The sequence below is a fragment of the Micromonospora ferruginea genome (assembly GCF_013694245.2).
Classification (GTDB): Bacteria; Actinomycetota; Actinomycetes; order Mycobacteriales; family Micromonosporaceae; genus Micromonospora; species Micromonospora robiginosa.
In genome coordinates, this window is sequence record NZ_CP059322.2 from 1,471,139 (window position 1) to 1,492,963 (window position 21,825).

A 21,825-nucleotide genomic window follows, 5' to 3' on the forward strand; every position below is an offset into this window, starting at 1 on the left:
GCGGAGTGAGTCACCCGCCCTCGACCAGCCGGTTCTCCCACGCCCAGGCGGCGATCTCCACCCGGTTGCGGGCACCCAGCTTGGTCTGGATGCCGGAGAGGTGGCTCTTCACGGTGCTCAGCGAGATGAACAGCTCGCCGGCGATCTCCTGGTTGGTGCGCCCGCGCGCGATCGCCCGGACCACCTCCATCTCCCGTGCGGAGAGCCGGGGCAGGGACCGTCCCGACGCCGGCCGGGCCGCCGCGGTCACGTGCTTGAGCAGCCGCAGCGTCACCGACGGCGAGACCAGCGCGTCGCCGTTGTGCGCGGCGCGGACCGCCTCGACCAGCAGCGCCGGGCCGGCGTCCTTGAGCAGGAAACCGACCGCGCCGTTGCGCAGCGCGCCGTAGACGTACTCGTCCAGGTCGAACGTGGTCACCACGATGACCCGCAGCGGGCGGGGCGTCCCCGGGCCGGCCAGCGCGCGGGTCACCTCGATCCCGTCCACCCGGGGCATCCGGATGTCGACCAGGCAGACGTCCGGGCGCAGCCGGCGGGCCTCGGCGACCGCCTCGACGCCGTCGCGCGCCTCGCCCACCACGGTGATGTCGGGCTGGTCCTCCAGGATGAGCCGCAGCCCGCCCCGGATCATCGCCTGGTCGTCGGCGATCAGCACCCGGATGCTCATCGCGGCGTCCGGGTCGGCAGGGGGAGGGTGGCCCGGACCGACCAGCCCCGGCCGTCGCGCGGGCCGGCGCGCAGCGTGCCACCGAGCCCCTGGACCCGCTCGCGCATGCCGACCAGGCCGTACCCGTCGCGGTGCCCGACGCGGGCCGGGGTCGGCGGCGCGTCGTCCACCACCTCCACCGCGACGGCGTCCGGGGCCTGGTCGACGGTGACGGTGACCGAGCCGGCGTGCGGGGCGTGCCGGGACACGTTGGTCAGCGCCTCCTGCACGACCCGGTGCACCGTGGTGGTCACCTCCGGCGGCCACTCCCGGTCGTCCTCGGGCAGCCGCAGGCGCACCGGCGGGCCGTGCCGGCCGAACCGGTCCACCAGGTCGGCGAGCCCTTCCGGCCCGGGTGTGGCGGGCGCGCCGTCGTCGGCGTCGCGGAGCAGGCCGACCACCCGGCGCATCGCGGCCAGCGCGTCGGTGCCGGACAGCTCGATCCCGGCCAGCATCTCCGGCACCTTCTCCGGTTGCTTCGCGGTGACGAGCTGCGCGGCCTGAGCCTGCACGACGATGCCGGTGACGTGGTGGGTGACCACGTCGTGCAGCTCGCGGGCCAGGTCCAGCCGCTCGCCGCGGCGTACCCGCTCGGTGGCGGCCCGGGCGCGGGTGTCGGCGCGGCGCAGCGCGAGGCCGACCGCGACGGCGGCCAGCCAGCACAGCGTGTCGAGCACCGTCACCGCGGTGAGGCCGTGCTGGTTGTCCAGCGACGTGAGCAGGCTGCCGGCGATCACCAGCAGGCCCGCGCCGGCGACCGTGGCGGCGGTCCGTCGCGGTCGGGCGCGGACCACGGAGCCGACCAGGACGGCCAGCGCCAGCCCGGTGACCGGGCCGGGTTCCTGCGGCAGGTCCGCGACGAACGAGACGCCGACCGCGACGGCCGCCACGGCGAGGCCGGCCGCCGCCGTCCGCACCCGGTCCCGGCGTCGCGCCAGCGCCAGGGCGCAGACGACCACCCCGACCAGGGCATCGGGTACGGCGTAGCGGGGACCCCAACTGGTCGCGATCATGACGGCGGTGGCCGCGAGGCCGAGGGCGAACACCACGGCGAGGCCGAGGTCGAGCAGGAGGCCGGCCGGTCGACGCGTCTCGGTCATGCCACCAGGCTAGGAAAGTCCGGGGCCCGACGAACCGGCCGAAAGTACGGTCACGCCGGTGCTGTGCTATCCACGTGTCATGGCCGACGACCAGCACGTATCCCCGGCGGGTGCCGACATCCGCGACCACCGACTGATCTACGGCTGCATGGGGCTGGGCGGCGGGTGGGACGACGAACCGTACGGCGCGCCGGAGATCGCGGCGGCCGAGGCGGCGGTCGAGGCCGCCCTGGAGATCGGTGTCACCGCGTTCGACCACGCCGACATCTACCGCAACGGCAAGTCGGAGGCGGTCTTCGGCGAGGTGCTCGCCCGCGCCCCGGAACTCCGCTCGCGGGTGGTGCTGCAGAGCAAGTGCGGCATCCGCCTGACCGGCGACGACGGTCCGGGCCGGTACGACCTGCGCGGCGAGCACATCGTGCGCAGCGTCGAGCGGAGCCTGACCCGGCTGCGCACGGACGTGCTCGACGTCCTGCTGCTGCACCGGCCGGACCCGCTCGCCGAGCCGGACGAGGTGGCCGAGGCGCTGCACACGCTGCACCGGCAGGGCCTGGTGCGGCAGTTCGGCGTGTCGAACATGGCGGCGGCGCAGGTCGCCCACCTCCAGGCGTCGCTCGACGTGCCGCTGGTCGCCAACCAGTTGGAGATCAGCCTGGCCCGGCGCGACTGGGTCGAGGCCGGCGTGCTGGTGAACACCGCCGAGTCCACCGGCGTCGGGTTTCCGCTCGGCACGCTGGAACACTGCCGGGCGCACCGGATCGGCGTCCAGTCGTGGAGCCCGCTGGCGCGCGGGCGCTTCACCGGCGCGGGGCGGACGCCGGCCGACCGGGCGACCGCCGACCGGGTCGCCGCTCTCGCCGAGGCCAAGGGGACGACGCCGGAGGCGATCGTGCTGTGGTGGATCCAGCGGCACCCGGCGCGGGTGGCGCCGGTGATCGGCACCGCCAGTCCGGAGCGCATCCGGGCCTGCCGGGACGCGGTCCGTCGGGAGCCGGAGCTGACCCGCCAGGAGTGGTACGACCTGTGGGTGGTCGCGCGCGGCGCCCCGCTGCCGTGACGGTCCCGGGGGCGGCCGGTCGGGTCGCCCCCGGGCACGCGCCGGTCAGGCGAGCGCGCAGGCCGCGCCGTTGAGCGTGAACGAGGTGGGCCTGGCGGTGTTGCCGGTGTGGGTGGCCTGGAACCCGATGGTGGTCGACCCGTTGGGGCCGATGGTGCCGTTGTAGGCGACGTTGCGGGCGGTCACCTGGCCGGAGGCGGGGGAGTAGGAGGCGTTCCAGCCCGAGGTGATGCTCTGCCCGCCGGGCAGCGTGAACGCCAGCGACCAGCCGTTCACCGCGCTCGACCCGGTGTTGGTGATGGTGATGTTCTCAGTCAGCCCGGAGTTCCAGGCGTTGACCTCGACGCTCACCCGGCAGGCCCCGCCGCCGGGCGGGGGAGTGGTCGGGCCCGGGGTCGGCGACGTGGTCGGGGTCGGCGTCGGGCTGGGCGAGGTGGTCGGCGTGGGCGACGTGGTCGGGCTGGGCGTGCCGGTCAGGCCGAAGAACGCGATCGCGACCGCGGCCATGCCGGCGGACGGCAGGCTGTGCCCGGCGCCCTGGATGCTGTACGCCTCGACCTGCACGGTGCCGGCGCCGTCGGCCCAGCGGCGCCGGTTCCAGCCGGCCTGCGGCGTGTCCGTGGAGGTGGGCGTCTGGCTGAGCCCGAACACGTTGGTCCACTGCTCGATCTCCTCCTGGAGCAGCGAGTAGGGCACCAGGTTGTCGGCGGTGCCGTGCCAGAGCTGCACCCGGGGGCGGGGGCCGGTGTAGCCGGGATACGCCTGGCGGACCGCGTCACCCCACTGCTGCGGGGTCCGGTTCATGCTGCCGCCGGTGCACTGGCTGCTGCCCGGCGGATAGTCCGCCGCGTTCGCGAAGCAGTTGTAGGGCACGCCCATGAACGCCGCGCCGGCTTTGAACACGTCGGGGTAGAGCGCCAGCATGTGGTTGGTCATCATGCCGCCGGACGAGCTGCCGGTGGCGTAGACCCGGTCCGGGTCGGCGCCGTACTGCTGCTGGACGTAGCGGACCATCGAGACGATCGACACCGGGTCGCTGCCGCCGCCGCGCCGCTTGGCGGCGTCGGACCAGGTGTCGAAGCAGTTGCCGAAGCCGGCCTGCTGGGTCGCGCTGGGGTAGATCACGATGTAGCCGTACCGGTCGGCCAGCGAGGCGAACTCGCTGCCGGAGTAGAAGCCGGGGCCGGAGCCGCCGCAGCCGTGCATGGCCACCACGGTCGCCGGCCGGGCCGGCCGGTTGTCCGGGACGTAGACGTGCATCCGCATCCGCCCCGGGTTGTCGCCGAAGCTGGTCACCTCGGTCAGCGACGCCGCGTAGGCGGGTTGCGTCGCGGGGACCACCAGGCCGGCCGCCGCCAGCGTGGCGGCCACGGCGAGCAGGATCTTCCCTCTGGTTCTCACGGAGACTCCTTCGATCACCTGTGCAGGTTGACGTCGTGGGTGGTTCGCCCTGCCCGGCTCCGTGTCGGGTAGCAGATAGTGTTCCCGCCGGTCCCACAAGTGTCAATCGATGAATCGCGATGCGTTGCCGACCCCGATCTCCGTCTACAGTCGAGGCCCCGTCGCCGAGTCGACTCCGGAGTGCCCGTGGCCAGCGCGTTCGACATCGAGGAGATCTACCCCGACGAGCCCTCGGTGCGGCTGCCCCGGCGACAGTCCGGCGCCGCGCCGCAGGGTGTGGTGGTGACGCTGATGGCGGACTACACGCTGCGTACCCGGGCGGCGCTGCCCTCCGCGGCGATCGTGACGTTGCTCGCCGAGACCGGGGTGAGCAACGCCGGCGCGCGGACCGCGATCAGCCGGCTGGCCCGCCGGGGCGTGCTGGAGCGCAGCCGGCAGGGCCGCCACAGCTCCTACCGGCTCAGCCGCGGCGTCGCCGCCGACCTCTCCGCCGGCGGGAACTGGATCCTCACCTCCACCACCACCCCGACGGCGTGGGACGGGAGCTGGACGCTCGTCGCGTTCTCGCTGCCGCAGGACCGCGGCGCCCAGCGCCGCGCGCTGCGCGGGCAGCTCCGCTGGCTCGGCTTCGCGCCGCTCTACGACGGGCTCTGGGTCTCGCCGTACGAGCCGACCCCGCCGGCCCGGTCGCTGCTGGCCGGGCTCGCCCCCGGCGCGGTCACCGTCTTCCGGGCCCGGCAGGCCGCGCTGGACGGGGTCGGGCAGCGCGCGCCGATCGAGGCGTGGGACATCGCCGGCATCGCCGCGCAGTACCAGGAGTTCCTGCGCCGGTGGACCCCGCTGGCGTCCCGGACCGGCACGGTCGACGGCCCGGCCGCCGTGCGGGCGCGCACCGAGGTGATGGACACCTACCGGCGGTTCCCGACGCTCGACCCGCGGCTGCCGCGGGAACTCCTCCCGGCCGGCTGGCCCCGGCAGTCGGCCCACGACCTGTTCACGGCCGTCTACGACGGGCTCGCCGAGACCGCCGAGCGCCACGTCCGCGCGGTCGTCGCCCGGCACGCCGGCGGCACGCCACCGGACGGCGTCCGGGCGCACACCACCGCCGACATGCTCGCCGGCGTACGCCCGGACGGGTGCGGCGCGCCGCCGACGTGACGATCGGCCGCGGCGCGGGGTGGGCCGGGCCGGGCGGGCCGGCTCCCGGTCACGTCCGCCCGGCGGTCCGACCGTCCGTTCAGGCCGCCACCGCGTCCGGGCCGACCGGGGTACGCCGACCGAGCGCGGCCACCGCGACCAGGATGATCGGCACGAGCGTCAGGTGGCACCCGGCGAGCGTGGCCTTGCTGGTGGCGTCCAGGTCGGTGGGGAGCGTCATCGCGACGACGGTGAGCACCGCGAGCGCCGGGCCGACGATCGACGCGGCCCGGACCACCCAGCCGAACCGGGGCGCCAGCAGCGCCACGGCGGTGAGCCCGACCAGCAGCGGCAGCGCGCTGAACGCCGCGACCGTCACGGCGTTCACCTCGGCCGGCCCGCTCGCGGCGGTGAACCGGAACGTGCCGCCGGCGGCCCGGCCGACCGCGTAGACGACCAGGTTGACGACCACCGCCGCGACGGTGGCCAACGCGACGACCGCCGCGCGCGGCAGGTCAGCCACGCGATCGCTCCCGCGCCAGGTAGGCCTCGACGCGGTCCAGCGCGCCGCTCCACGCCTCGCCGGCGAAGAAGTCGCGCACCTCGGGCGTCGGGAAGCCGCTCTGCACCACGGTCATCAGCGTGCCGCCGTCCCGCTCCTCGAAGGTGATCTCGATGTGGGTGGTCATCGTCTCCCCGTCGGGGCTGCTGCCGACCGACTCGGTGACCAGTCGGCGCGGCCGTTCGATCTCCAGGAACGTCTGCGTCTCGCGGAACAGCATGTCGGGCGACGGCCCCCACACCGCGGTCTGCTTCCCGCCGACCCGCAGGTCCACGTCGATCTCCACGATGCCCGGCTCCTCGTCGAGGATGCTGAACCAGATCTTCTGCTTCTCGGCGTCGGTGTAGGCGTCGAAGACCTCCTCGGGGGAGGCGGGGAGCTGCCGGGTCATCCGCATGTCGATGGTCATGTGTCCGGGTCCTTCGGGTCGGTGCGGTCGGGTCGGAGCGTGAAGTAGGCGTCCAGGCCGTCCAGGCGGCGTGCCCAGAGCCGCTGGTAGAAGCCGATCCAGGCCATCGCGTCGTCCAGCGGCGCGTCGGCGAGGTGGCACTGCCGGGACCGGCCGACCTTGCGCGTCACCACCAGGCCGGCGTTCTCCAGCGCCTGGACGTGCTTCTTCATGCCGGTGAGGCTCATTCCGGTGGGCTCGGTCAGCTCGCTGATGGTGGCCGGGCCGGCGCCGAGGCGGACGAGGATGTCGCGCCGGGTGGGGTCGGCCAGGCTGGCGAACACCCGGTTGAGGATCTCTTGCTGAACCACGTGGTTCACCTTATGACACTGAACCCATCGGTTCAACGTCGACACGCCGATCCGATCGACCGCCGGTGTCGGGCAGGATGGCGCGATGACCCCACCCGAAACGGTGCTGGCCGACCTGCGTACCGCCTGGGCGGACGCGCTGCCCGGCCGGCTGATCGGCCTCTACGCGCACGGCTCGCTCGTGGCCGGCGACTTCGCCCCGGCGCGCAGCGACCTCGACCTGCTCGCGGTGCTCGACCGCGATCCGGACGAGGAACTCCTCGCCGTGCTCGCCGGGCTGCACGGCGGCCTGGACCGGCGGCATCCGGGTTGGGTCGGCCGGGTCGAGGTGGAGTACGTCTCGCCGGCGGCGGTCCGTCACGCCGGCACGGGCTCGCCGGACCGCAGGCACGTGATCGCCCGGGTCAGCCCCGGCGAGCTGCTGCACCTGCTGCCCGCCACCCGCCACCGCGTCGTCACCTGGGCGTCGGTGCGCGACCACGGTCGTCCGCTGCTCGGCCCGGCGCCCGACGCGCTGTTGCCGGCGATCGACCCCGCTCTCGTGCGCACGGCCCTGCTGGACCACGTCCGGGACTGGCCGGAGTGGGTGACCGGGATGACCACGCCGGGGGCCCGGTCCTACGCGGTGCTCACCCTGTGCCGGGCCTACCAACGCCTCCGGTGCGGCCGGCAATTGTCCAAGCGGCAGGCCGCCGCCCCGACCGCCGCCGCGTTTCCGCACCGGGCGGACCTCATCGGCTGGGCCCGCGACTGGTGGTACGACTCCGGCCGGGACGACGACTCCGGCCCGCACGGCGACGCGCCGGCGTTCGTGCGCGAGGTGAGCGCGGCCGTCCTCGCCGCCGAGGCGGACGCGCGGGGCCACGTCCGCTGATCTGCCGGCGACGGGAAGCGCTACGACCGGGCCGGAGGTGCGCCGAGCGCGGCGGCCAGGGCGGGCAGTCGACCGAAGGCGCGGGCGCCGGTAGCGCTGCACCTGGCCCGAAAACCTTCCGAAAGTTTCGGTGACAACGCTTTCTTGGCAATCGGCAATGGCCGCTCCAGCGCGAAGTTCGCCGAGTGTCGAAGCGCTTCACAGCGCTCTGTGCAGGAAATATGTGAGTTCGTCGGCCGGGTCGGATCGCCGCCGGTTTCCACGATGTTTCCGGAAGTTGTTGACACGGTGAACCGGCGACTCCAATACTTGCCATCGACCCACCTCTATGAAAATCGGCCGCGCGCCAGCCACCACAGGGAGGAAACTCGCCCATGAACGACGCCCCCGTCCGCTCGGGCAGCCGCAGGCGCGGACGCCTCAGGATGCTCCTCGGCGGCGCCTGCGCGGTGGCGCTCGCCGCCGCCGGCACGACCGCGGTCCTGTCCGGTCCGGCCTACGCCGACACGACCGTCACGTCGAACCAGACCGGCACCAACAACGGCTACTTCTTCTCCTTCTGGAAGGACAGTGGCAACGTCTCCATGACGATGGGGAACGGCGGTCAGTACAGCACCCAGTGGAGCGGCATCAACAACTTCGTGGCCGGCAAGGGCTGGAAGCCCGGCACGGCCCGCAACGTCACCTACTCCGGCAGCTTCAACCCGTCCGGCAACGCCTACCTCACCCTCTACGGGTGGACCCGCAGCCCCCTCGTCGAGTACTACATCGTCGACAGCTGGGGCAGTTGGCGCCCGCCGGGCAGCGGCTTCATGGGCACGGTGAGCAGCGACGGCGGCACGTACGACATCTACCGCACCCAGCGGGTCAACGCGCCCTCGATCGACGGCACCCAGACCTTCTACCAGTACTGGAGCGTCCGGCAGTCGAAGCGCGTCGGCGGCACGATCAGCGCCGGCAACCACTTCAGCGCCTGGTCCCGGCTCGGCATGAACCTCGGCAACCACGACTACCAGATCCTGGCCACCGAGGGCTACCAGAGCAGCGGGAACTCCAACATCACCGTGGACAGCTCCGGCGGCTCCAACCCGACCACCCCGCCGCCCAACAACGGCGGCGGCTGCACGGTCAGCGTGAACCGGGCCGAGGACTGGAGCGACCGGTTCAACACCACGTTCTCGGTCAGCGGCAGCAGCAACTGGACGGTCCGGATCCAGACCCAGGGCGGGCAGAGCCTGCAGAACAGCTGGAACGCGTCGGTCAGCGGCACCAGCGGCACGCTCACCGCGCGTCCCAACGGCAACGGCAACAACTTCGGCATCACGCTCTACAAGAACGGCAACAACACCACGCCGACGGCGACCTGTTCGACAAGCTGAGCTGGGCTTCTCCCCGGTGGGGGCACCGCGACCGCGGTGCCCCCACCGTCGCGTGTGTCGGCCGACACACCCGGGCGGAAACTTGATTCATTCCAGAAGAGTCGACTAGGGTCGACTCATGACGTCCGACTTCGAGACCCAGTTGCGGGCGGTCTCGTTGCGCGTGACCCGGCCCCGCCTGGCGGTGCTCGCCGCCCTGCGGGACCACCCGCACGTCGACACCGACACCGTGATCGCGTTGGTCCGGGCGGACCAGCCGACGGTCTCCCACCAGGCGGTCTACGACGTGCTCCGGGCACTCACCGAGGCCGGTCTGGTGCGGCGCATCCAGCCGGCCGGCGCCGTCGCCCGCTACGAGTCACGGGTGGGCGACAACCACCACCACATCGTCTGCCGCTCGTGCGGCGCGATCGCCGACGTGGAGTGCGCCGTCGGTCACGCCCCCTGCCTCACCGCCTCCGACGACCACGGCTTCGTGGTCGACGAGGCGGAGGTCGTCTACTGGGGCACCTGCCCCGACTGCGCGACCGACCGCACCGCCCACTGATCCGCCAGTTCGGCCAGTGATCCGCCAGTTCGGAAGGAAACAGATGAGCGAGACCCAGGACAACGGGCCCGTCAGCGCCCAGGGCGTGGACGCCAAGGAGGCGGCCGGCTGCCCGGTCGCGCACGACTCGGTGACCGCGCAGGGCAGCGAGAGCGAGAACCCGGCGATCGACTCGCCGACGCCGAAGACCGGTGGCCGCCCGCGCACCAACCGCGACTGGTGGCCCAACCAGCTCGACCTGTCCGTGCTGCACGCCCACTCGTCCAAGGGCAACCCGCTCGGGCCCGAGTTCAGCTACGCGCGGGAGTTCGCCACGCTCGACGTCGAGGCGCTCAAGCGGGACATCACCCAGGTCCTCACCACCTCGCAGGAGTGGTGGCCGGCCGACTTCGGCCACTACGGCGGCCTGATGATCCGGATGAGCTGGCACGCCGCCGGCACCTACCGGATCGAGGACGGCCGCGGCGGCGCCGGCGACGGCGGCCAGCGCTTCGCCCCGCTCAACAGTTGGCCGGACAACGCCAACCTGGACAAGGCCCGCCGGCTGCTCTGGCCGGTCAAGCAGAAGTACGGCCAGAAGATCTCCTGGGCCGACCTGCTGGTGCTCGCCGGCAACGTCGCGCTGGAGTCGATGGGCTTCAAGACCTTCGGCTTCGGCTTCGGCCGCGAGGACGTCTGGGAGCCCGAGGAGATCTTCTGGGGCCCGGAGGACACCTGGCTCGGCGACGAGCGCTACGCCTCCGAGAAGGAGATGGCGGCCGGCGTCGGCGCCACCGAGATGGGCCTCATCTACGTCAACCCGGAGGGCCCGCGCGGCAACGCGGACCCGGCCGCGGCGGCGCACTTCATCCGGGAGACGTTCCGCCGGATGGCGATGAACGACGAGGAGACGGTCGCCCTCATCGCCGGCGGTCACACGTTCGGCAAGACCCACGGCGCGGGCGTCGCCGACGACCACGTCGGCCCGGAGCCCGAGGGCGCCCCGCTGGAGGCGCAGGGCCTCGGCTGGCTGAGCACCCACGGCAGCGGCAAGGGCGGCGACACGATCACCAGCGGCCTGGAGGTCACCTGGACCGACCGGCCGACCGAGTGGAGCAACCGCTTCTTCGAGATCCTCTTCGGCTACGAGTGGGAGCTGACCACCAGCCCCGGCGGGGCCAAGCAGTGGGTGGCCAAGGACGCCGAGGCGATCATCCCGGACGCCCACGACCCGTCGCGCAAGCACCGGCCGACGATGCTGACGACCGACCTGTCGCTGCGCGTCGACCCGGCGTACGAGAAGATCTCGCGGCGTTTCCTGGAGCACCCGGACGAGTTCGCGCTGGCGTTCGCCAAGGCCTGGTACAAGCTGCTGCACCGCGACATGGGTCCGGTCAGCCGCTTCCTCGGCCCGTGGGTCCCGGAGGCCCAGCTCTGGCAGGACCCGGTGCCGGCCGCCGGCCGCGAGCTGGTCGGTGACGCCGACGTCGCCGCGCTCAAGGCGAAGGTGCTCGACTCCGGTCTCACCACCGCCCAGTTGGTCTCCACCGCCTGGGCCTCGGCCGCGAGCTACCGCTCCACCGACAAGCGCGGTGGCGCCAACGGCGCGCGGATCCGGCTGGAGCCGCAGCGCAACTGGGAGGTCAACCAGCCCGAGCAGCTCGCCACCGTGCTGGCCACCCTGGAGGGCGTCCAGCAGGAGTTCAACTCCGCCGGTGGCGCCCAGATCTCGCTGGCGGACCTGATCGTGCTGGCCGGCTCGGCTGCGGTCGAGAAGGCGGCGCGCGACGCCGGCGTCGAGGTGACCGTGCCGTTCCGGCCGGGCCGCACCGACGCCACCCAGGAGCAGACCGACGTCGAGTCGTTCCGGGTGATGGAGCCGCGCGCCGACGGCTTCCGCAACTACCTGCGGCCGGGCGAGAAGACCGAGCCGGAGGTGCTGCTCGTCGACCGCGCGTACATGCTCGGCCTGACCGCGCCGGAGATGACCGTGCTCGTCGGCGGCCTGCGCGCCCTCGGCAACAACGTCGGTGGCGCCACCCACGGCGTGCTCACCGACCGGCCGGGCGTGCTGACCAACGACTTCTTCGCCAACCTGCTCTCCCCGGGCACCCGGTGGAGGGCGTCGGAGTCCGCGGAGCACGTCTACGAGATCCGGGACCTGGCCACCGACCAGGTGAAGTGGACCGCCACCGCGGTCGACCTCATCTTCGGCTCGAACTCGCAACTGCGGGCGCTCGCCGAGGTCTACGCCAGCGAGGACGCGCGGGAGAAGTTCGTGACCGACTTCGTCGCCGCCTGGACCAAGGTGATGGAGCTGGACCGGTTCGACCTGGTCTGATCCGCCGTTCCACCGCACGAGCCCCGGCCGATCCCGCGCGGATCGACCGGGGCTCGTCCCGTCGTCACGGCGCGGCTCAGAGCAGCTCGGCGTCGTGCACGAGCAGGGCGATCTGCACCCGGTTGTTCAGCCCCAGCTTGGCCAGCAGCCGCGACACGTGCCCCTTCACCGTCGGCACGCCCATGCCCAGTCCGGCGGCGATCTCGGCGTTCGACCGGCCCTGGCCGACCAGCACCGCCACGTCCCGCTCCCGGTCGGTGAGCGCGGCCAGGCCGTCCCGCGCGCGTGCCCGGCGGCTCCCCGCGGCCGGGTCCGCGACGTGGTCGATCAGCCGCCGGACGACCGTGGGGGACAGGATCGCCGCGCCCGCGGCGACGGTCCGGACGGCGGCGAGGATCTCCCGCGGCGGGGTGTCCTTGAGCAGGAATCCGCACGCGCCGCCGCGAAGCGCGTCCAGCACGTACTCGTCGGCGTCGAACGTGGTCAGCACGATGACCTCCGGCGCGCCCGGTCGGGACCGGATCCGGCGGGTCGCGGCCAGCCCGTCGAGGCGAGGCATCCGGACGTCCATGAGGATGACGTCCGGCCAGTGCGCCTGGGCCATCGACACCGCCTGCGCGCCGTCGGCCGCCTCGGCGACCACCTCGATGTCGGGCGACCCGCCGACCAGGATGCGCAGCCCGGCCCGGACCAGCGGGTCGTCGTCCACCACGGCCAGCCGGATCGGCCGCCCTCCGGGATCGCCGCTCAGGTCTGCCACGGCAGCCACGCCTCCAGCCGGTACTCGCCACCCCGCGCGCCGTGGCTCACCCGGCCACCGGCCAGCGCCACCCGCTCGCCGATGCCGACGAGCCCCATCCCGCCGGGGCGGTCGGCCGACCCGCCCGTACCCGAGGACGGGTTGACCACGACGACGCGCAGCCCGTCGCCGGGCCCGCCGGCCAGCCGGATCGCCGCGCTGGCGTCGCTGCCGTGCCTGCGGGCGTTGGTCAGCGCCTCCTGCGCGATCCGGTAGACCGTCCGCCCCACCATCGTCGGTGGATCGTCGGCCGTCACCTCGTCGGCGAACTCGACCCGCATGCCGGCCGCGCGGGCGCTGGCCACCAGGTCCGGCACGTCGGCGAGGCCGGGCTGCGGCGGTTCCGGCCGGTTCGCGACGCCGACCACGGCCCGCAGCTCCTCCAGCGCCTCGTGCGCGCTGGAGCGGATCGCGCCGGCCGCGATCGCGATCTCGTCGGGCCGGGCGTCGGTGCGCACCTCCAGCGCGCCCGCGTGCAGGCTGATCAACGACATCCGGTGGGCCAGCACGTCGTGCATCTCCCGGGCGATCCGGGCGCGTTCGGTGAGCCGGGCCTGGTCGACGCGCAGGTGCTGCTCGGCCTGCAACCGGGCGGCGTGCGCGCGCAGCGACTCGGTGAGCCGCCGGTAGGCCCGCACGAACTGACCCCAGCCGATCGCCGCCGCGCCGGTCACCGCGCGCAGCACGACGTCCACCCAGACCGGGTACGGCGGGTCCTGCTGGAGCAGGAAGTAGACCACGCCGGTGCCGACGTGCACCGCGCCCAGCGTGAACACCAACCGGGCCCGGCGGCGGATCGCCGCGGTGAACAGCGCGACCAGGATCGGCCCGGTCGCGGTCACCGAGATCACGCCGAACGGCAGCAGCGCCGCCAGCACGGCCACCGGCCGGCGTCGCCGGAAGAGCAGCGGCACGGCGCAGAGCAGGCCGATCAGCACGTCGACCGGCCACGGGATCGCCGCGCCGGCCGCGGTGGCGTCCCCGATCCGCAGCATCGTCAGGCCGTACCCCAGCGCCACGGTGACCGCCACGGCGTCGGCGAGTCGGTGGCGCGCGACCGCCCGGTCGCTCGTCGGGTCCGGCACGAGCAGGGCGAACAGCGCGGCGGCCATGCCGGCAGCCTAGGCGGTACGCGGCGGCGCGCCAGCTACCAAAGTAGGGGGACGGGCGGATCCTCCGGCCCGTGCGCCGGCGCGTGCCCCTCGGCGATCCTCGGCCGGGTCGACCTGACCACGGGAGGAACACGCGATGACGAACGAGACGATCGCCGGCACGCTGCGGCGTGCGGCCGGGACCCGGGGCCGCCGGATCCTGCTGCTGGTGACGGTCGGTGCGGGTGCCCTCGCCGCGGTGGCGCTGGTGGTCGGGCTCCCGCCCGCCGAGCGCACCGCCGTCGCGTTCGGCGAGCCGGTGCACGCGTTCCTCTCCGTGCCGCTGCCGTTCGTCGGGGTGCTGCTCGCCGCCGACCTCCGGCGGGCACCCGGCGCGCGGGTGCTGCCCACGCTCGCCGGGGCGACGGTGATCGCCGTGGCGGCGGGACTGGTCGGCGACGCGATCGTCCTCGTCGCGCTGGCCGCGTCCGGCTCCACCGCGCCGGACCCGTGGGCGCACGTCGGCGGGGTCGCGGTGGCGGGGGTCCTGGTGCAGGTGCTGGCGCAGCTCGTCGGCACCGGGCTGGGTCTGCTGGTCGCCCGGCCGGCGTGGGGCTGCCTGGCCACGATCGTGTTGCCGCTCGGGGCGTACGCGCTGCTCACGCCGTGGGGTGCGGCCCGGGACCGGCTCACCCCGTACGGGGCGATGCGGGGAGTTCTCGCCGAGGCGCCGGACTGGGCGCGGTGGGTGAGCGCGGCGCTGTTGTGGGGCGTCGCCCTGAACGTGGTCGGCGTGGTCGTCCGGCGACGGCGCGCCCGTGCCGGCGGACGGCCGTCCTGTCGATGACGGACGGTGACCGGGTTCGGGCCGCAAGGCTCGCAAACTTTGTAGGGAACTTACGAGCGGGTCCCGGGGTGAGTCAAGGTCCTCCCACTCGACGGGAGAGGGTGTCCCAAGTTCAGGGCGGTCCGGAAGGGATTCTCGCTGCTCAGCAATCATTCAAGGGGGTGACTGTTGCGCGCGGGTTTCGAAAACTTTGCCGCAAGGTATTGCAAAGACTTTCATGGATCGCGCATGGTGTTCGCTACCCGGACGGCCGTCCATCCCCCGCGCACCCTTTCGAGCACCCGGAAGAGGTCCCCCTGCCATGGAATTCGCCAGGCCACACCCGCGTCGGCGCGTCGGCCGCCTGCTGCTCGCCGCCGCGCTCGTCGCGACCGGCGGCACCGCCGTCGTCGCCGCCACCACCACCGCCACCCCCGCCCGTGCCGCCGTCGCCCTGAACGACAGCGAGGTGACCGCCAACCTCTGGGAATGGAACTGGCCCTCGATCGCCGCCGCCTGCACCGACCATCTCGGACCCGCCGGCTACGGCGCGGTGCAGGTCGCCCCGCCGCAGGAGTCGGTCAGCCTGCCGAACAGCCCCGACGGCGTGCACCCCTGGTACGAGGTGTACCAGCCGGTGTCGTACAAGCTGGACAGCCGGTTCGGCAACCGGCAGCAGTTCGCCGCCATGGTCACCACCTGCCACGCCGCCGGCGTGCGGGTCTACGTCGACGCGGTGGTCAACCACATGGCCGGCACCAACAACCCGGCCGGCACGCGGGGCTACGCCGGCACCGAGTTCTCCGGCTACAGCTACCCGGCCGTGCCGTACGGCAGCGGGGACTTCCACCGCCCGGGCGACAACTGCCCCACCGGCGGCGGCATCTCCGACTGGAACAACGAGGCCCAGGTGACGAGCTGCGAGCTGCTGTCCCTGTCCGACCTGTACACCGAGAAGGAGGCCGTCCGCAACAAGATCGCCGGCTACCTGAACGACCTGATCGGCCTCGGCGTCGACGGGTTCCGGGTGGACGCGGTCAAGCACGTGCGCAAGGACGACTTCGCGGCCATCATCGGCAAGCTGGACAACACCGTCGCCGAGGGCCGGCGCCCCTACGTCGCCCAGGAGATCTTCGACGGCGCCAGCAACCCGGCGTTGCAGGCCCGGGCGTTCATCGGCAACGGCGACGTGCTCGACTTCGGGTACGCCAAGGGCATCCGTTCGGCGTTCCTCGGCTCCGTCTCCACGCTGGCCAACGTGCCGAACTGGAACCTCGACGCGCCGAGCGCCAACGTCTTCGCCATGGTCACCAACCACGACCTGGAGCGGGACGGCGTGGTGCTGTCGTACAAGAACGGCAGCGACTACGTGCTCGCCAACTACTTCGCACTGGCGTACCCGCACGGCAAGCCGTCGGTCTACGACAGCTTCACCTGGTCGAACCGCAACCAGTCACCGCCGAGCGACGGCGCCGGGCGGGTCACCGACACGGCCTGCGGCGCGGCCTGGAACTGCCTGACCCGCAGCCCCGGCATCAAGGGCATGGTCGGCTGGGCCAACACCGCCCGCCCGGTGAAGACGGTCTCGGACTTCACCACGGTGAACAGCAACGTCATCGGCTTCCACCGGGGCGACCGGGCCTGGATCGGCATCAACGACTCCGGCTCCGCGACCACCGCCACGTTCACCACCGGGCTGGCCGACGGCAGCTACTGCGACGTCATCTCCGGCACCGCCACCGCGAACGGCTGCACCGGCGCCACGGTGACCGTCGCCGGCGGCCGGGCCGCCGTCACCATCCCCGCCAACGGGGCGGTCGCGGTGCACGTCGGCGCGCGGCCCGGCACCGGCCCGTCGCCGACCGCCTCGCCGACCGCGTCCCCGACCGCGTCGCCCACCACCAACCCCACCGACCGGGTCGCCACCACGTTCACCGTGAGCGCCACCCCGGCCGCCGGCCAGGACGTGTACGTCGTCGGCAGCGTCCCCGAGCTGGGCTCGTGGGCGCCGGCCAACGGGGTCAAGCTCACCGCGCAGGGCGGTGGCACCTACCGTGCCACCGTCGACCTGCCCCGCTCCACGGCGGTCGAGTACAAGTTCGTCAAGCTGACCGCTTCCGGCGCGGTCACCTGGGAGTCCGGCGCGAACCGGAGTCTCACCACGCCGGCGTCCGGCACGTACGCGGTGACCGAGACGTTCCGCGGCGACACCGTGTCGACGGCGGTGGCCAGCTCGTTCGCGGTCACCGCGACCACGGCGTACGGCCAGAACGTGTTCGTGGTCGGCAACGTCGCGGCGCTGGGCGGGTGGAACCCGGCGAACGGGTTCGCGCTCTCCGCGGCCAGCTACCCGGTGTGGCGGGGCACGGTCGACCTGCCGCCGAACACCGTGGTCGAGTACAAGTACGTGAAGCGGAACCCGGACGGCTCGGTGACCTGGGAGTCCGGTGCCAACCGCAGTTTCACCACGCCGGCCGGCGGCACCCGCGCCGCCACCGACACCTGGCGCTGACCGGATCCGGCGCGGCCCGTCCCCGGGGAAGGGGGACGGGCCGCGCCCACCGGTCAGACCGGCGAGAAGGACCAGACCTGCGCCGGGTTGCCGAACCCGGTGCAGTGGTAGATCTGCACGGTCGCGCCGTCGCTGGTCGAGCCGGCGCGCACGTCCATGCACCGGCCGCCGACCTGGGACTTGATCTGGTGCACCCCGCTGAAGGAGTTCGGGTTCACCGTCCACTTCATGCTCGTCGTCCCGGTGCACGCCCACTGCTGCAACGGCGTGCCGTCGGCGTTGACCCCGTTGCGGACGTCCACGCACATGCCGCTGAACCGGTTGACGAACGTGTAGGGGCTCTGGCCCACCGGCGACCAGTGCTGCACGGCCTGCCCGTCGCAGGTCCGCTGCACGACCAGCCCGCCCAGCGACGAGGGCGCGCCGAACCGGTCCACCTCCAGGCACTTCCCGCTGCCGTAGTTGACGATGCCGTAGTAGCCGCTCGCCGCCTGCGCCGGCGGGGCGAGGACCGCCCCGAGCCCGGTGGCCAGCACGCCCGCCGCCAGCACTCCGCCGACCCTGCTTCTGATCATTGCCGTTTCTCCCTTCGGATCGAACCCGCGTCCCTGCGCCGGGACGGTCGGCCCGGTGGTCGCCGACCACCCGGCGCCGCTTCCCGGCTGGTGACGACGCTAGGGACGACCGGCGGCGCCCGGATCCGGGAACCTCCTAGTCGACGCCGGCCCGGCGGACCGCTGTCGGGAACGTGTCGCCACCGTCGGTCCGGAACCGATCAGCGGTTAACGTGCGGCCATGGGGGGATCGGTGGCTCCGGCCGCCGCCGTCGGCACGGCCACCGACGGCGGCGCGGACGACCTGCTCGGCCGGGCCGACGAGTGTCACCGCCTGACCGGGATGCTTGCCGACGCCGTGGACGGGCGCGGCGGTGCCCTGGTGCTGCGCGGTGCGGCCGGCGTGGGCAAGACGGCCCTGCTCGACCACTGCGCCGCGCACGCGGGCGGGATGCGGGTGCTGCGCGCGACCGGGGTGCCGTTCGAGGCGGAGCTGCCGTTCTCCGCGCTGCACGAACTGGTGCGCCCGCTGCTGGACCGGCTCGACGAGCTGCCGGCGCGGCAGGCCGACGCGCTGCGCACCGCGCTGGCCGTCGACGGCGGTTCCGGCACGGTCAACCGGCTGGCCGCGTACCTGGCGACGTTGACGCTGCTCACCACGGCGGCCGAGCGGACGCCGGTGCTGTGCCTGGTCGACGACGCGCACTGGATCGATCCCGCGTCCGCCGAGGCGTTGCTGTTCACCGCGCGGCGCCTGCTGGCCGACCGGGTCGCGATCGTCTTCGCGGCCCGGGACGTGCCCGGGTTCGACGGGCGCGGCGTGCCGGAGCTGCCGGTGGCGGGGCTGGCGCCGGACGCCGCCGTCCGGCTCGCGATGCGCGCCGGGCTGGACCGGCGGGCCGCCGAGGACCTGGCGGCGGCCACCGCGGGCAATCCGCTGGCCCTGATCGAGCTGCCGGCGGCGCTCGCCGAGGAGCACCGGGACGGCTGGCTGCCGCTGGAGGAGCCGCTGGTGCTGGCGGACCGCATCCGCACCAGCGTCCTGGCGCACGCCCGAGGCCTGCCGGAGGCCACCTGGCGGGCACTGGTCGTCTGCGCGGTGGCCGGCACGACCGGGCCGGCGCTGCTCCAGCAGGTCCTCACGATGCAGGGCCTGCATCTGGACGCGCTCGATCCGGCGGTCGACGCCGGCCTGGTCCGGGTCGGCGGCCGTGAGGTGACGTTCCGCCACCCGCTGACCCGGGCCGCGGTGCACTCCGTCGCCGGCGCCGGGCAACGCCGGTCGGCGCACCTGGCGATCGCCTCGGTGCTGACCGGCGCCGACGCGGCCGACCGCCGGGCCTGGCATCTGGCCGCCGCGACGAGCGTCCCCGACGAGCGGGTGGCCGCGCTGCTGGCCGGGTCGGCCGAGCGGGCGCAGCGGCGCGGCGGGGTGGTGGCCGAGGCGCGGGCGTACGAGCGGTCGGCCCGGCTGACGCCGGACGCGGACCTGCGGGCGGAGCGTCTGATCGGCGCCACCCGGGCCTGGGCCAACGCGGGCGCCGGCCGGCACGCGGTGGCGCTGGGGGAGGAGGCGCTGACGCTCACCCGGCGGGTCGACCTGCTGTGCCGGGTGAAGCCGCTGCTGACCCACCTCGCCCTGCAGCACAGCGACGCCGCGGTACGCGAGCAGGCTTTCCTGGCCGAGGCGGAGTCCTACGCGGGCGTCGACCCGCTCGGCGCGGCCAAGCTGATGAGCGCCGGGGTCAACCAGTTCTGGGCCCGGTTCGACATCGCCGGCATGCTGCCGTTGTGCACCCGGGTGGTGGCGCTCGCCCGGACGGCCGACGGCCCGCCCTGGCCCAAGGGGCTGATCCGGCTGGCCGCCGCGCAGGTGCTGGCCGGGCTGCCCGAGGGGGCGGCGCTGGCCCGGGAGTGCGTCGCCGTCTGCGCCGGGCACGCCGACGGCTCGGCCGCGGAACTGGCCGAGGTGTTCTGCTGGCTCGCCGACCACGACACCGCGCGGGCGTTGCTGGCGCCGGAGATCGACCGCGCACGGGCGAACGACGACGTGTTCCTGCTGGCCTACGCGCTGCCCCGACTCGCCGAGCTGGAGTGGCGCGGTGGCCGGCTGCACGCCGCCTACCGGGCGGCGACCGAGGCGGTCCGGCTCGCCGAACAGGTGGCGCTGCCGGTGCTGCGGGCGGAGGCGTTGGCCGGGCTCGCCCTGGTGGAGGCGCTGTCGGGGGCGGAGCCGGCGGCGCGGGCGCGGGTCGACGACGCCCGCCGGCTGCTGCCGGTCGAGTTCGGCGAGGTCGAGGTCCGGCTCCGGTACGCCACCGCCATGACATCCGTCGTCGCGGCGCGCTGGGACGAGGCGGTGACCGAGCTGGAGTGGATCCGTGCCGCTCAGCGCCACGGCGGGTTGGCAGAGCCGGGCTGGCTCCCGGTGGCCGGCGAACTGGCGGAGGCGTACGCCCATCTGGGCCGCGCGGAGCGGGCGGCCCAGGCGTCGGCGGAGCTGGGCGACGGCCGGGCGGCGGCGGCCCGGGTCCACGGCCTGCTCGCCCCGGAACGGGACCTGGACGAGGCGTTCACGGCCGCGCTGGCCCGGTGTGACCCGGCGGCCGGGTCGTTGGAGCGGGCCCGCACGTTGCTCGGCTACGGTCAGCGGCTGCGCCGGGCGAAGCGACGCCGGGACGCCCGCGAGCGGTTGCACGCCGCCCTGCGGCTGTTCGAGTCGGCCGGTGCCCAGGGGTGGGCGCGGCGCTGCCGGGCCGAGATCGACGCGACCGGGCGGCGGGCGCCGGCCCCCGACGACCGGGGCGTCGACCGGTTGACCAGCCAGGAGCGCCAGATCGCCCTGCACGTCGCGGAGGGCCTGACCAACCGGGAGATCGCCACCCGGATCTTCCTGTCGCCCAAGACCGTGGAGTACCACCTCGGCAACGTCTACCGGAAGTTGCAGCTCCGTTCGCGACCGGAGCTGATCCGCCACCTGTCCCGCCGGCCGGTGTCCGACTCGGACTGACCGCGCCACGCGGTCGTGGCGACCGTCGTCAGCGCGACGGCCAGACAGGCCACGGCGGCGGCGACGAGCGGCGGCCGGCCGCCGAGGTGCACGGCCGCCGAGCCGAGCGGAATGGCCGCCGTGACCGGCCCGAACATCGCCGTGTTCGCGGTGCCGGACACCCGCCCGAGCAGCGCCGCGGGCGTGTGCGTCTGCACCGCGATGACGGCGGCGACGAGCGTCCACGGCAGACCCACGCCGATCACCACCGAGGCGGCCACCGTCGCCGGCCACCAGGGCAGGCAACGGCCCAGGCAGCCGAGCGCGAACAGCACCGTGCCGGCGACGCCGACGGCGGACGCGCCCCGGCGGGCGACGAGCCGCCCGACCACCAGCCCGGCGAGCACCGAACCGGCGCCCTGCGCGCTGGCCAGCACGCCGAGGAACGTCGACGGCAGGGCCAACTCCTCGACCACCACGGTGTAGAGCGCCGCGGTGGTGAAACCGGACATCGCGATGGTCACCGCCGCGAGCGCCACCGGTACGCGTACCGCGCGCCGGCGCAGGAGGACGGCGAGCCCGGCCCGCAGCCCGTGCGGGCGTGCCGCCGGACTCCGGTCGACCGGGCCGGTGGCGGGCAGCCGCAACGCGGCGTATCCGGCGGCCACGAGGACCGGCACGGCGGCGCACAGCAGGACCACCGGAGGGCCGCCCCGCCACGCGTAGAGGCCCGCGCCGGCCAGCGGCGCCACCAGCTTCGTGCCCTCCTGCGCGCTGGAACGCCAGCCGTTGACGTCGGCGAGCCGCGCCGGGGGCAGCGCGGCGGGCAGCAGCGCCGTCTCGCCGGCGTCGATCAGCACGTAGCTGAGGCCGTAGGCGCACGAGACCACGAAGATCAGCCAGGCCCGGTCCGGCCCGCGCACCGCGAGCAGGCTGAGCAGGACGGCGGCCAGCGCCAGGTTGACGCCGACGACCAGCGGCCGGCGGGGCGCCCGGTCCAGCAGCCCGCCGAGCCAGGGGCCGGCCAGCACCGGCGCGTAGACGCAGAGCCCGGCGAGCGCGGCCAGCCCGGTCGACCCGGTGAGGTCGAGCACCCAGATGCCGGCGACCAGGGACATGGCGCTGCCGCCCAGCCCGGACAGCAGCGAGACGGCTACGAACAGCGTGGCGTTGCGGCGCATGAGCCCTCCGAGGTTGAGCGGGGAAGACTCA

Annotated in this window: 19 protein-coding genes; 9 read left to right on the forward strand and 10 right to left on the reverse strand. The window is 74.1% G+C overall.

The annotated features are described in order from the left end of the window. Window positions 1-10: 10 nt before the first annotated feature. A complete protein-coding gene (locus H1D33_RS06460; RefSeq protein ID WP_181568942.1) occupies window positions 11-667 on the reverse strand; it encodes a response regulator in 657 nt (218 codons plus the stop codon). Further along, complete coding sequence (locus tag H1D33_RS06465) at window positions 664-1,806, reverse strand: sensor histidine kinase (protein WP_181568941.1); 1,143 nt, start codon at window positions 1,804-1,806, stop codon at window positions 664-666. Before H1D33_RS06465 ends, H1D33_RS06460 begins: the two co-directional genes overlap by 4 nt. 79 nt (window positions 1,807-1,885) lie before the next feature. Between H1D33_RS06465 and H1D33_RS06470 the strand changes: the two genes are divergently transcribed. Next, window positions 1,886-2,863, forward strand: a complete 978-nt coding sequence (locus H1D33_RS06470; RefSeq protein WP_220138690.1) for an aldo/keto reductase — start codon at window positions 1,886-1,888, stop codon at window positions 2,861-2,863. A 45-nt stretch (window positions 2,864-2,908) separates the two neighbouring features. On the opposite strand, the gene H1D33_RS06475 is transcribed toward H1D33_RS06470, so the two are convergent. Then, a complete protein-coding gene (locus H1D33_RS06475; protein WP_181568940.1) occupies window positions 2,909-4,264 on the reverse strand; it encodes an extracellular catalytic domain type 1 short-chain-length polyhydroxyalkanoate depolymerase in 1,356 nt (451 codons plus the stop codon). 186 nt (window positions 4,265-4,450) lie between these two features. Between H1D33_RS06475 and H1D33_RS06480 the strand changes: the two genes are divergently transcribed. Further along, window positions 4,451-5,422: a PaaX family transcriptional regulator gene (locus H1D33_RS06480; protein WP_181568939.1), complete on the forward strand. Its 972-nt coding sequence runs from the start codon at window positions 4,451-4,453 to the stop codon at window positions 5,420-5,422. 79 nt (window positions 5,423-5,501) lie between these two features. Here the strand turns inward: H1D33_RS06480 and H1D33_RS06485 are convergent, their stop codons facing one another. The 3 genes from H1D33_RS06485 to H1D33_RS06495 are packed head-to-tail and all read right to left on the reverse strand — an operon-like array spanning window position 5,502 to window position 6,722. Next, window positions 5,502-5,924 carry a DUF6069 family protein gene (locus H1D33_RS06485; protein ID WP_181568938.1) on the reverse strand — a complete coding sequence of 141 codons (423 nt, stop codon included), beginning with the start codon at window positions 5,922-5,924 and terminating at the stop codon, window positions 5,502-5,504. Further along, window positions 5,917-6,372: an SRPBCC family protein gene (locus tag H1D33_RS06490; RefSeq protein WP_181568937.1), complete on the reverse strand. Its 456-nt coding sequence runs from the start codon at window positions 6,370-6,372 to the stop codon at window positions 5,917-5,919. Before H1D33_RS06490 ends, H1D33_RS06485 begins: the two co-directional genes overlap by 8 nt. Then, complete coding sequence (locus tag H1D33_RS06495) at window positions 6,369-6,722, reverse strand: ArsR/SmtB family transcription factor (protein WP_181568936.1); 354 nt, start codon at window positions 6,720-6,722, stop codon at window positions 6,369-6,371. The genes H1D33_RS06490 and H1D33_RS06495 overlap by 4 nt, the downstream gene beginning before the upstream one ends. 85 nt (window positions 6,723-6,807) lie before the next feature. Here H1D33_RS06495 and H1D33_RS06500 point away from each other — a divergent pair, with 85 nt between their 5' ends. The 4 genes from H1D33_RS06500 (at window position 6,808) to katG (ending at window position 11,842) form a co-directional block, all read left to right on the forward strand. Further along, window positions 6,808-7,596 carry a nucleotidyltransferase domain-containing protein gene (locus tag H1D33_RS06500; RefSeq protein ID WP_181568935.1) on the forward strand — a complete coding sequence of 263 codons (789 nt, stop codon included), beginning with the start codon at window positions 6,808-6,810 and terminating at the stop codon, window positions 7,594-7,596. Window positions 7,597-7,970: 374 nt separating this feature from the next. Beyond that, entirely contained in the window at window positions 7,971-8,975 is a 1,005-nt protein-coding gene (locus tag H1D33_RS06505) for a glycoside hydrolase family 11 protein (protein ID WP_246411599.1), read from the forward strand. 118 nt (window positions 8,976-9,093) lie between these two features. Further along, window positions 9,094-9,522 (forward strand): Fur family transcriptional regulator, encoded by a 429-nt coding sequence (locus H1D33_RS06510; RefSeq protein WP_181568934.1) that lies wholly within the window; start codon window positions 9,094-9,096, stop codon window positions 9,520-9,522. Between the two features lie 43 nt (window positions 9,523-9,565). Continuing rightward, window positions 9,566-11,842: a catalase/peroxidase HPI gene (gene katG / locus H1D33_RS06515; RefSeq protein WP_181568933.1), complete on the forward strand. Its 2,277-nt coding sequence runs from the start codon at window positions 9,566-9,568 to the stop codon at window positions 11,840-11,842. 76 nt (window positions 11,843-11,918) lie between these two features. Here katG and H1D33_RS06520 read toward each other — a convergent pair whose 3' ends face one another. After that, the gene (locus H1D33_RS06520) at window positions 11,919-12,611 is read right to left on the reverse strand and encodes a response regulator (protein ID WP_220138689.1); all 693 of its coding nucleotides are present in this window, start codon (window positions 12,609-12,611) and stop codon (window positions 11,919-11,921) included. Beyond that, window positions 12,590-13,753: a sensor histidine kinase gene (locus tag H1D33_RS06525; RefSeq protein ID WP_181568931.1), complete on the reverse strand. Its 1,164-nt coding sequence runs from the start codon at window positions 13,751-13,753 to the stop codon at window positions 12,590-12,592. The genes H1D33_RS06520 and H1D33_RS06525 overlap by 22 nt, the downstream gene beginning before the upstream one ends. A 136-nt stretch (window positions 13,754-13,889) precedes the next feature. On the opposite strand from H1D33_RS06525, the gene H1D33_RS06530 reads away from it, so the two are divergent. Continuing rightward, window positions 13,890-14,579: a hypothetical protein gene (locus H1D33_RS06530; RefSeq protein WP_181568930.1), complete on the forward strand. Its 690-nt coding sequence runs from the start codon at window positions 13,890-13,892 to the stop codon at window positions 14,577-14,579. Between the two features lie 301 nt (window positions 14,580-14,880). After that, window positions 14,881-17,070, forward strand: coding sequence for a carbohydrate-binding module family 20 domain-containing protein (locus tag H1D33_RS06535; protein ID WP_181568929.1), 2,190 nt, complete (start codon window positions 14,881-14,883; stop codon window positions 17,068-17,070). 53 nt (window positions 17,071-17,123) lie between these two features. On the opposite strand, the gene H1D33_RS06540 is transcribed toward H1D33_RS06535, so the two are convergent. After that, on the reverse strand, window positions 17,124-17,645 hold the full coding sequence (locus tag H1D33_RS06540) for an RICIN domain-containing protein (protein ID WP_181568928.1): 522 nt from the start codon (window positions 17,643-17,645) through the stop codon (window positions 17,124-17,126). A 220-nt stretch (window positions 17,646-17,865) separates the two neighbouring features. Between H1D33_RS06540 and H1D33_RS06545 the strand changes: the two genes are divergently transcribed. After that, window positions 17,866-20,634, forward strand: a complete 2,769-nt coding sequence (locus tag H1D33_RS06545) for a helix-turn-helix transcriptional regulator (protein ID WP_181568927.1) — start codon at window positions 17,866-17,868, stop codon at window positions 20,632-20,634. On the opposite strand, the gene H1D33_RS06550 is transcribed toward H1D33_RS06545, so the two are convergent. Beyond that, the gene (locus H1D33_RS06550; protein WP_181568926.1) at window positions 20,556-21,794 is read right to left on the reverse strand and encodes an MFS transporter; all 1,239 of its coding nucleotides are present in this window, start codon (window positions 21,792-21,794) and stop codon (window positions 20,556-20,558) included. The genes H1D33_RS06545 and H1D33_RS06550 overlap by 79 nt on opposite strands. Window positions 21,795-21,825: the final 31 nt, after the last annotated feature.

What these genes read in the sequence shown, in the direction of transcription:
- H1D33_RS06510 (WP_181568934.1), top strand. Translation starts at nt 9,094, where the DNA reads ATGACGTCCGACTTCGAGACCCAGTTGCGGGCGGTCTCGTTGCGCGTG.
- H1D33_RS06535 (WP_181568929.1), top strand. Translation starts at nt 14,881, where the DNA reads ATGGAATTCGCCAGGCCACACCCGCGTCGGCGCGTCGGCCGCCTGCTG.
- H1D33_RS06490 (WP_181568937.1), bottom strand. Translation starts at nt 6,372, where the DNA reads ATGACCATCGACATGCGGATGACCCGGCAGCTCCCCGCCTCCCCCGAG.
- H1D33_RS06530 (WP_181568930.1), top strand. Translation starts at nt 13,890, where the DNA reads ATGACGAACGAGACGATCGCCGGCACGCTGCGGCGTGCGGCCGGGACC.
- H1D33_RS06540 (WP_181568928.1), bottom strand. Translation starts at nt 17,645, where the DNA reads ATGATCAGAAGCAGGGTCGGCGGAGTGCTGGCGGCGGGCGTGCTGGCC.
- H1D33_RS06500 (WP_181568935.1), top strand. Translation starts at nt 6,808, where the DNA reads ATGACCCCACCCGAAACGGTGCTGGCCGACCTGCGTACCGCCTGGGCG.
- katG (WP_181568933.1), top strand. Translation starts at nt 9,566, where the DNA reads ATGAGCGAGACCCAGGACAACGGGCCCGTCAGCGCCCAGGGCGTGGAC.
- H1D33_RS06465 (WP_181568941.1), bottom strand. Translation starts at nt 1,806, where the DNA reads ATGACCGAGACGCGTCGACCGGCCGGCCTCCTGCTCGACCTCGGCCTC.
- H1D33_RS06460 (WP_181568942.1), bottom strand. Translation starts at nt 667, where the DNA reads ATGAGCATCCGGGTGCTGATCGCCGACGACCAGGCGATGATCCGGGGC.
- H1D33_RS06505 (WP_246411599.1), top strand. Translation starts at nt 7,971, where the DNA reads ATGAACGACGCCCCCGTCCGCTCGGGCAGCCGCAGGCGCGGACGCCTC.
- H1D33_RS06525 (WP_181568931.1), bottom strand. Translation starts at nt 13,753, where the DNA reads ATGGCCGCCGCGCTGTTCGCCCTGCTCGTGCCGGACCCGACGAGCGAC.
- H1D33_RS06470 (WP_220138690.1), top strand. Translation starts at nt 1,886, where the DNA reads ATGGCCGACGACCAGCACGTATCCCCGGCGGGTGCCGACATCCGCGAC.
- H1D33_RS06550 (WP_181568926.1), bottom strand. Translation starts at nt 21,794, where the DNA reads ATGCGCCGCAACGCCACGCTGTTCGTAGCCGTCTCGCTGCTGTCCGGG.
- H1D33_RS06545 (WP_181568927.1), top strand. Translation starts at nt 17,866, where the DNA reads ATGGGGGGATCGGTGGCTCCGGCCGCCGCCGTCGGCACGGCCACCGAC.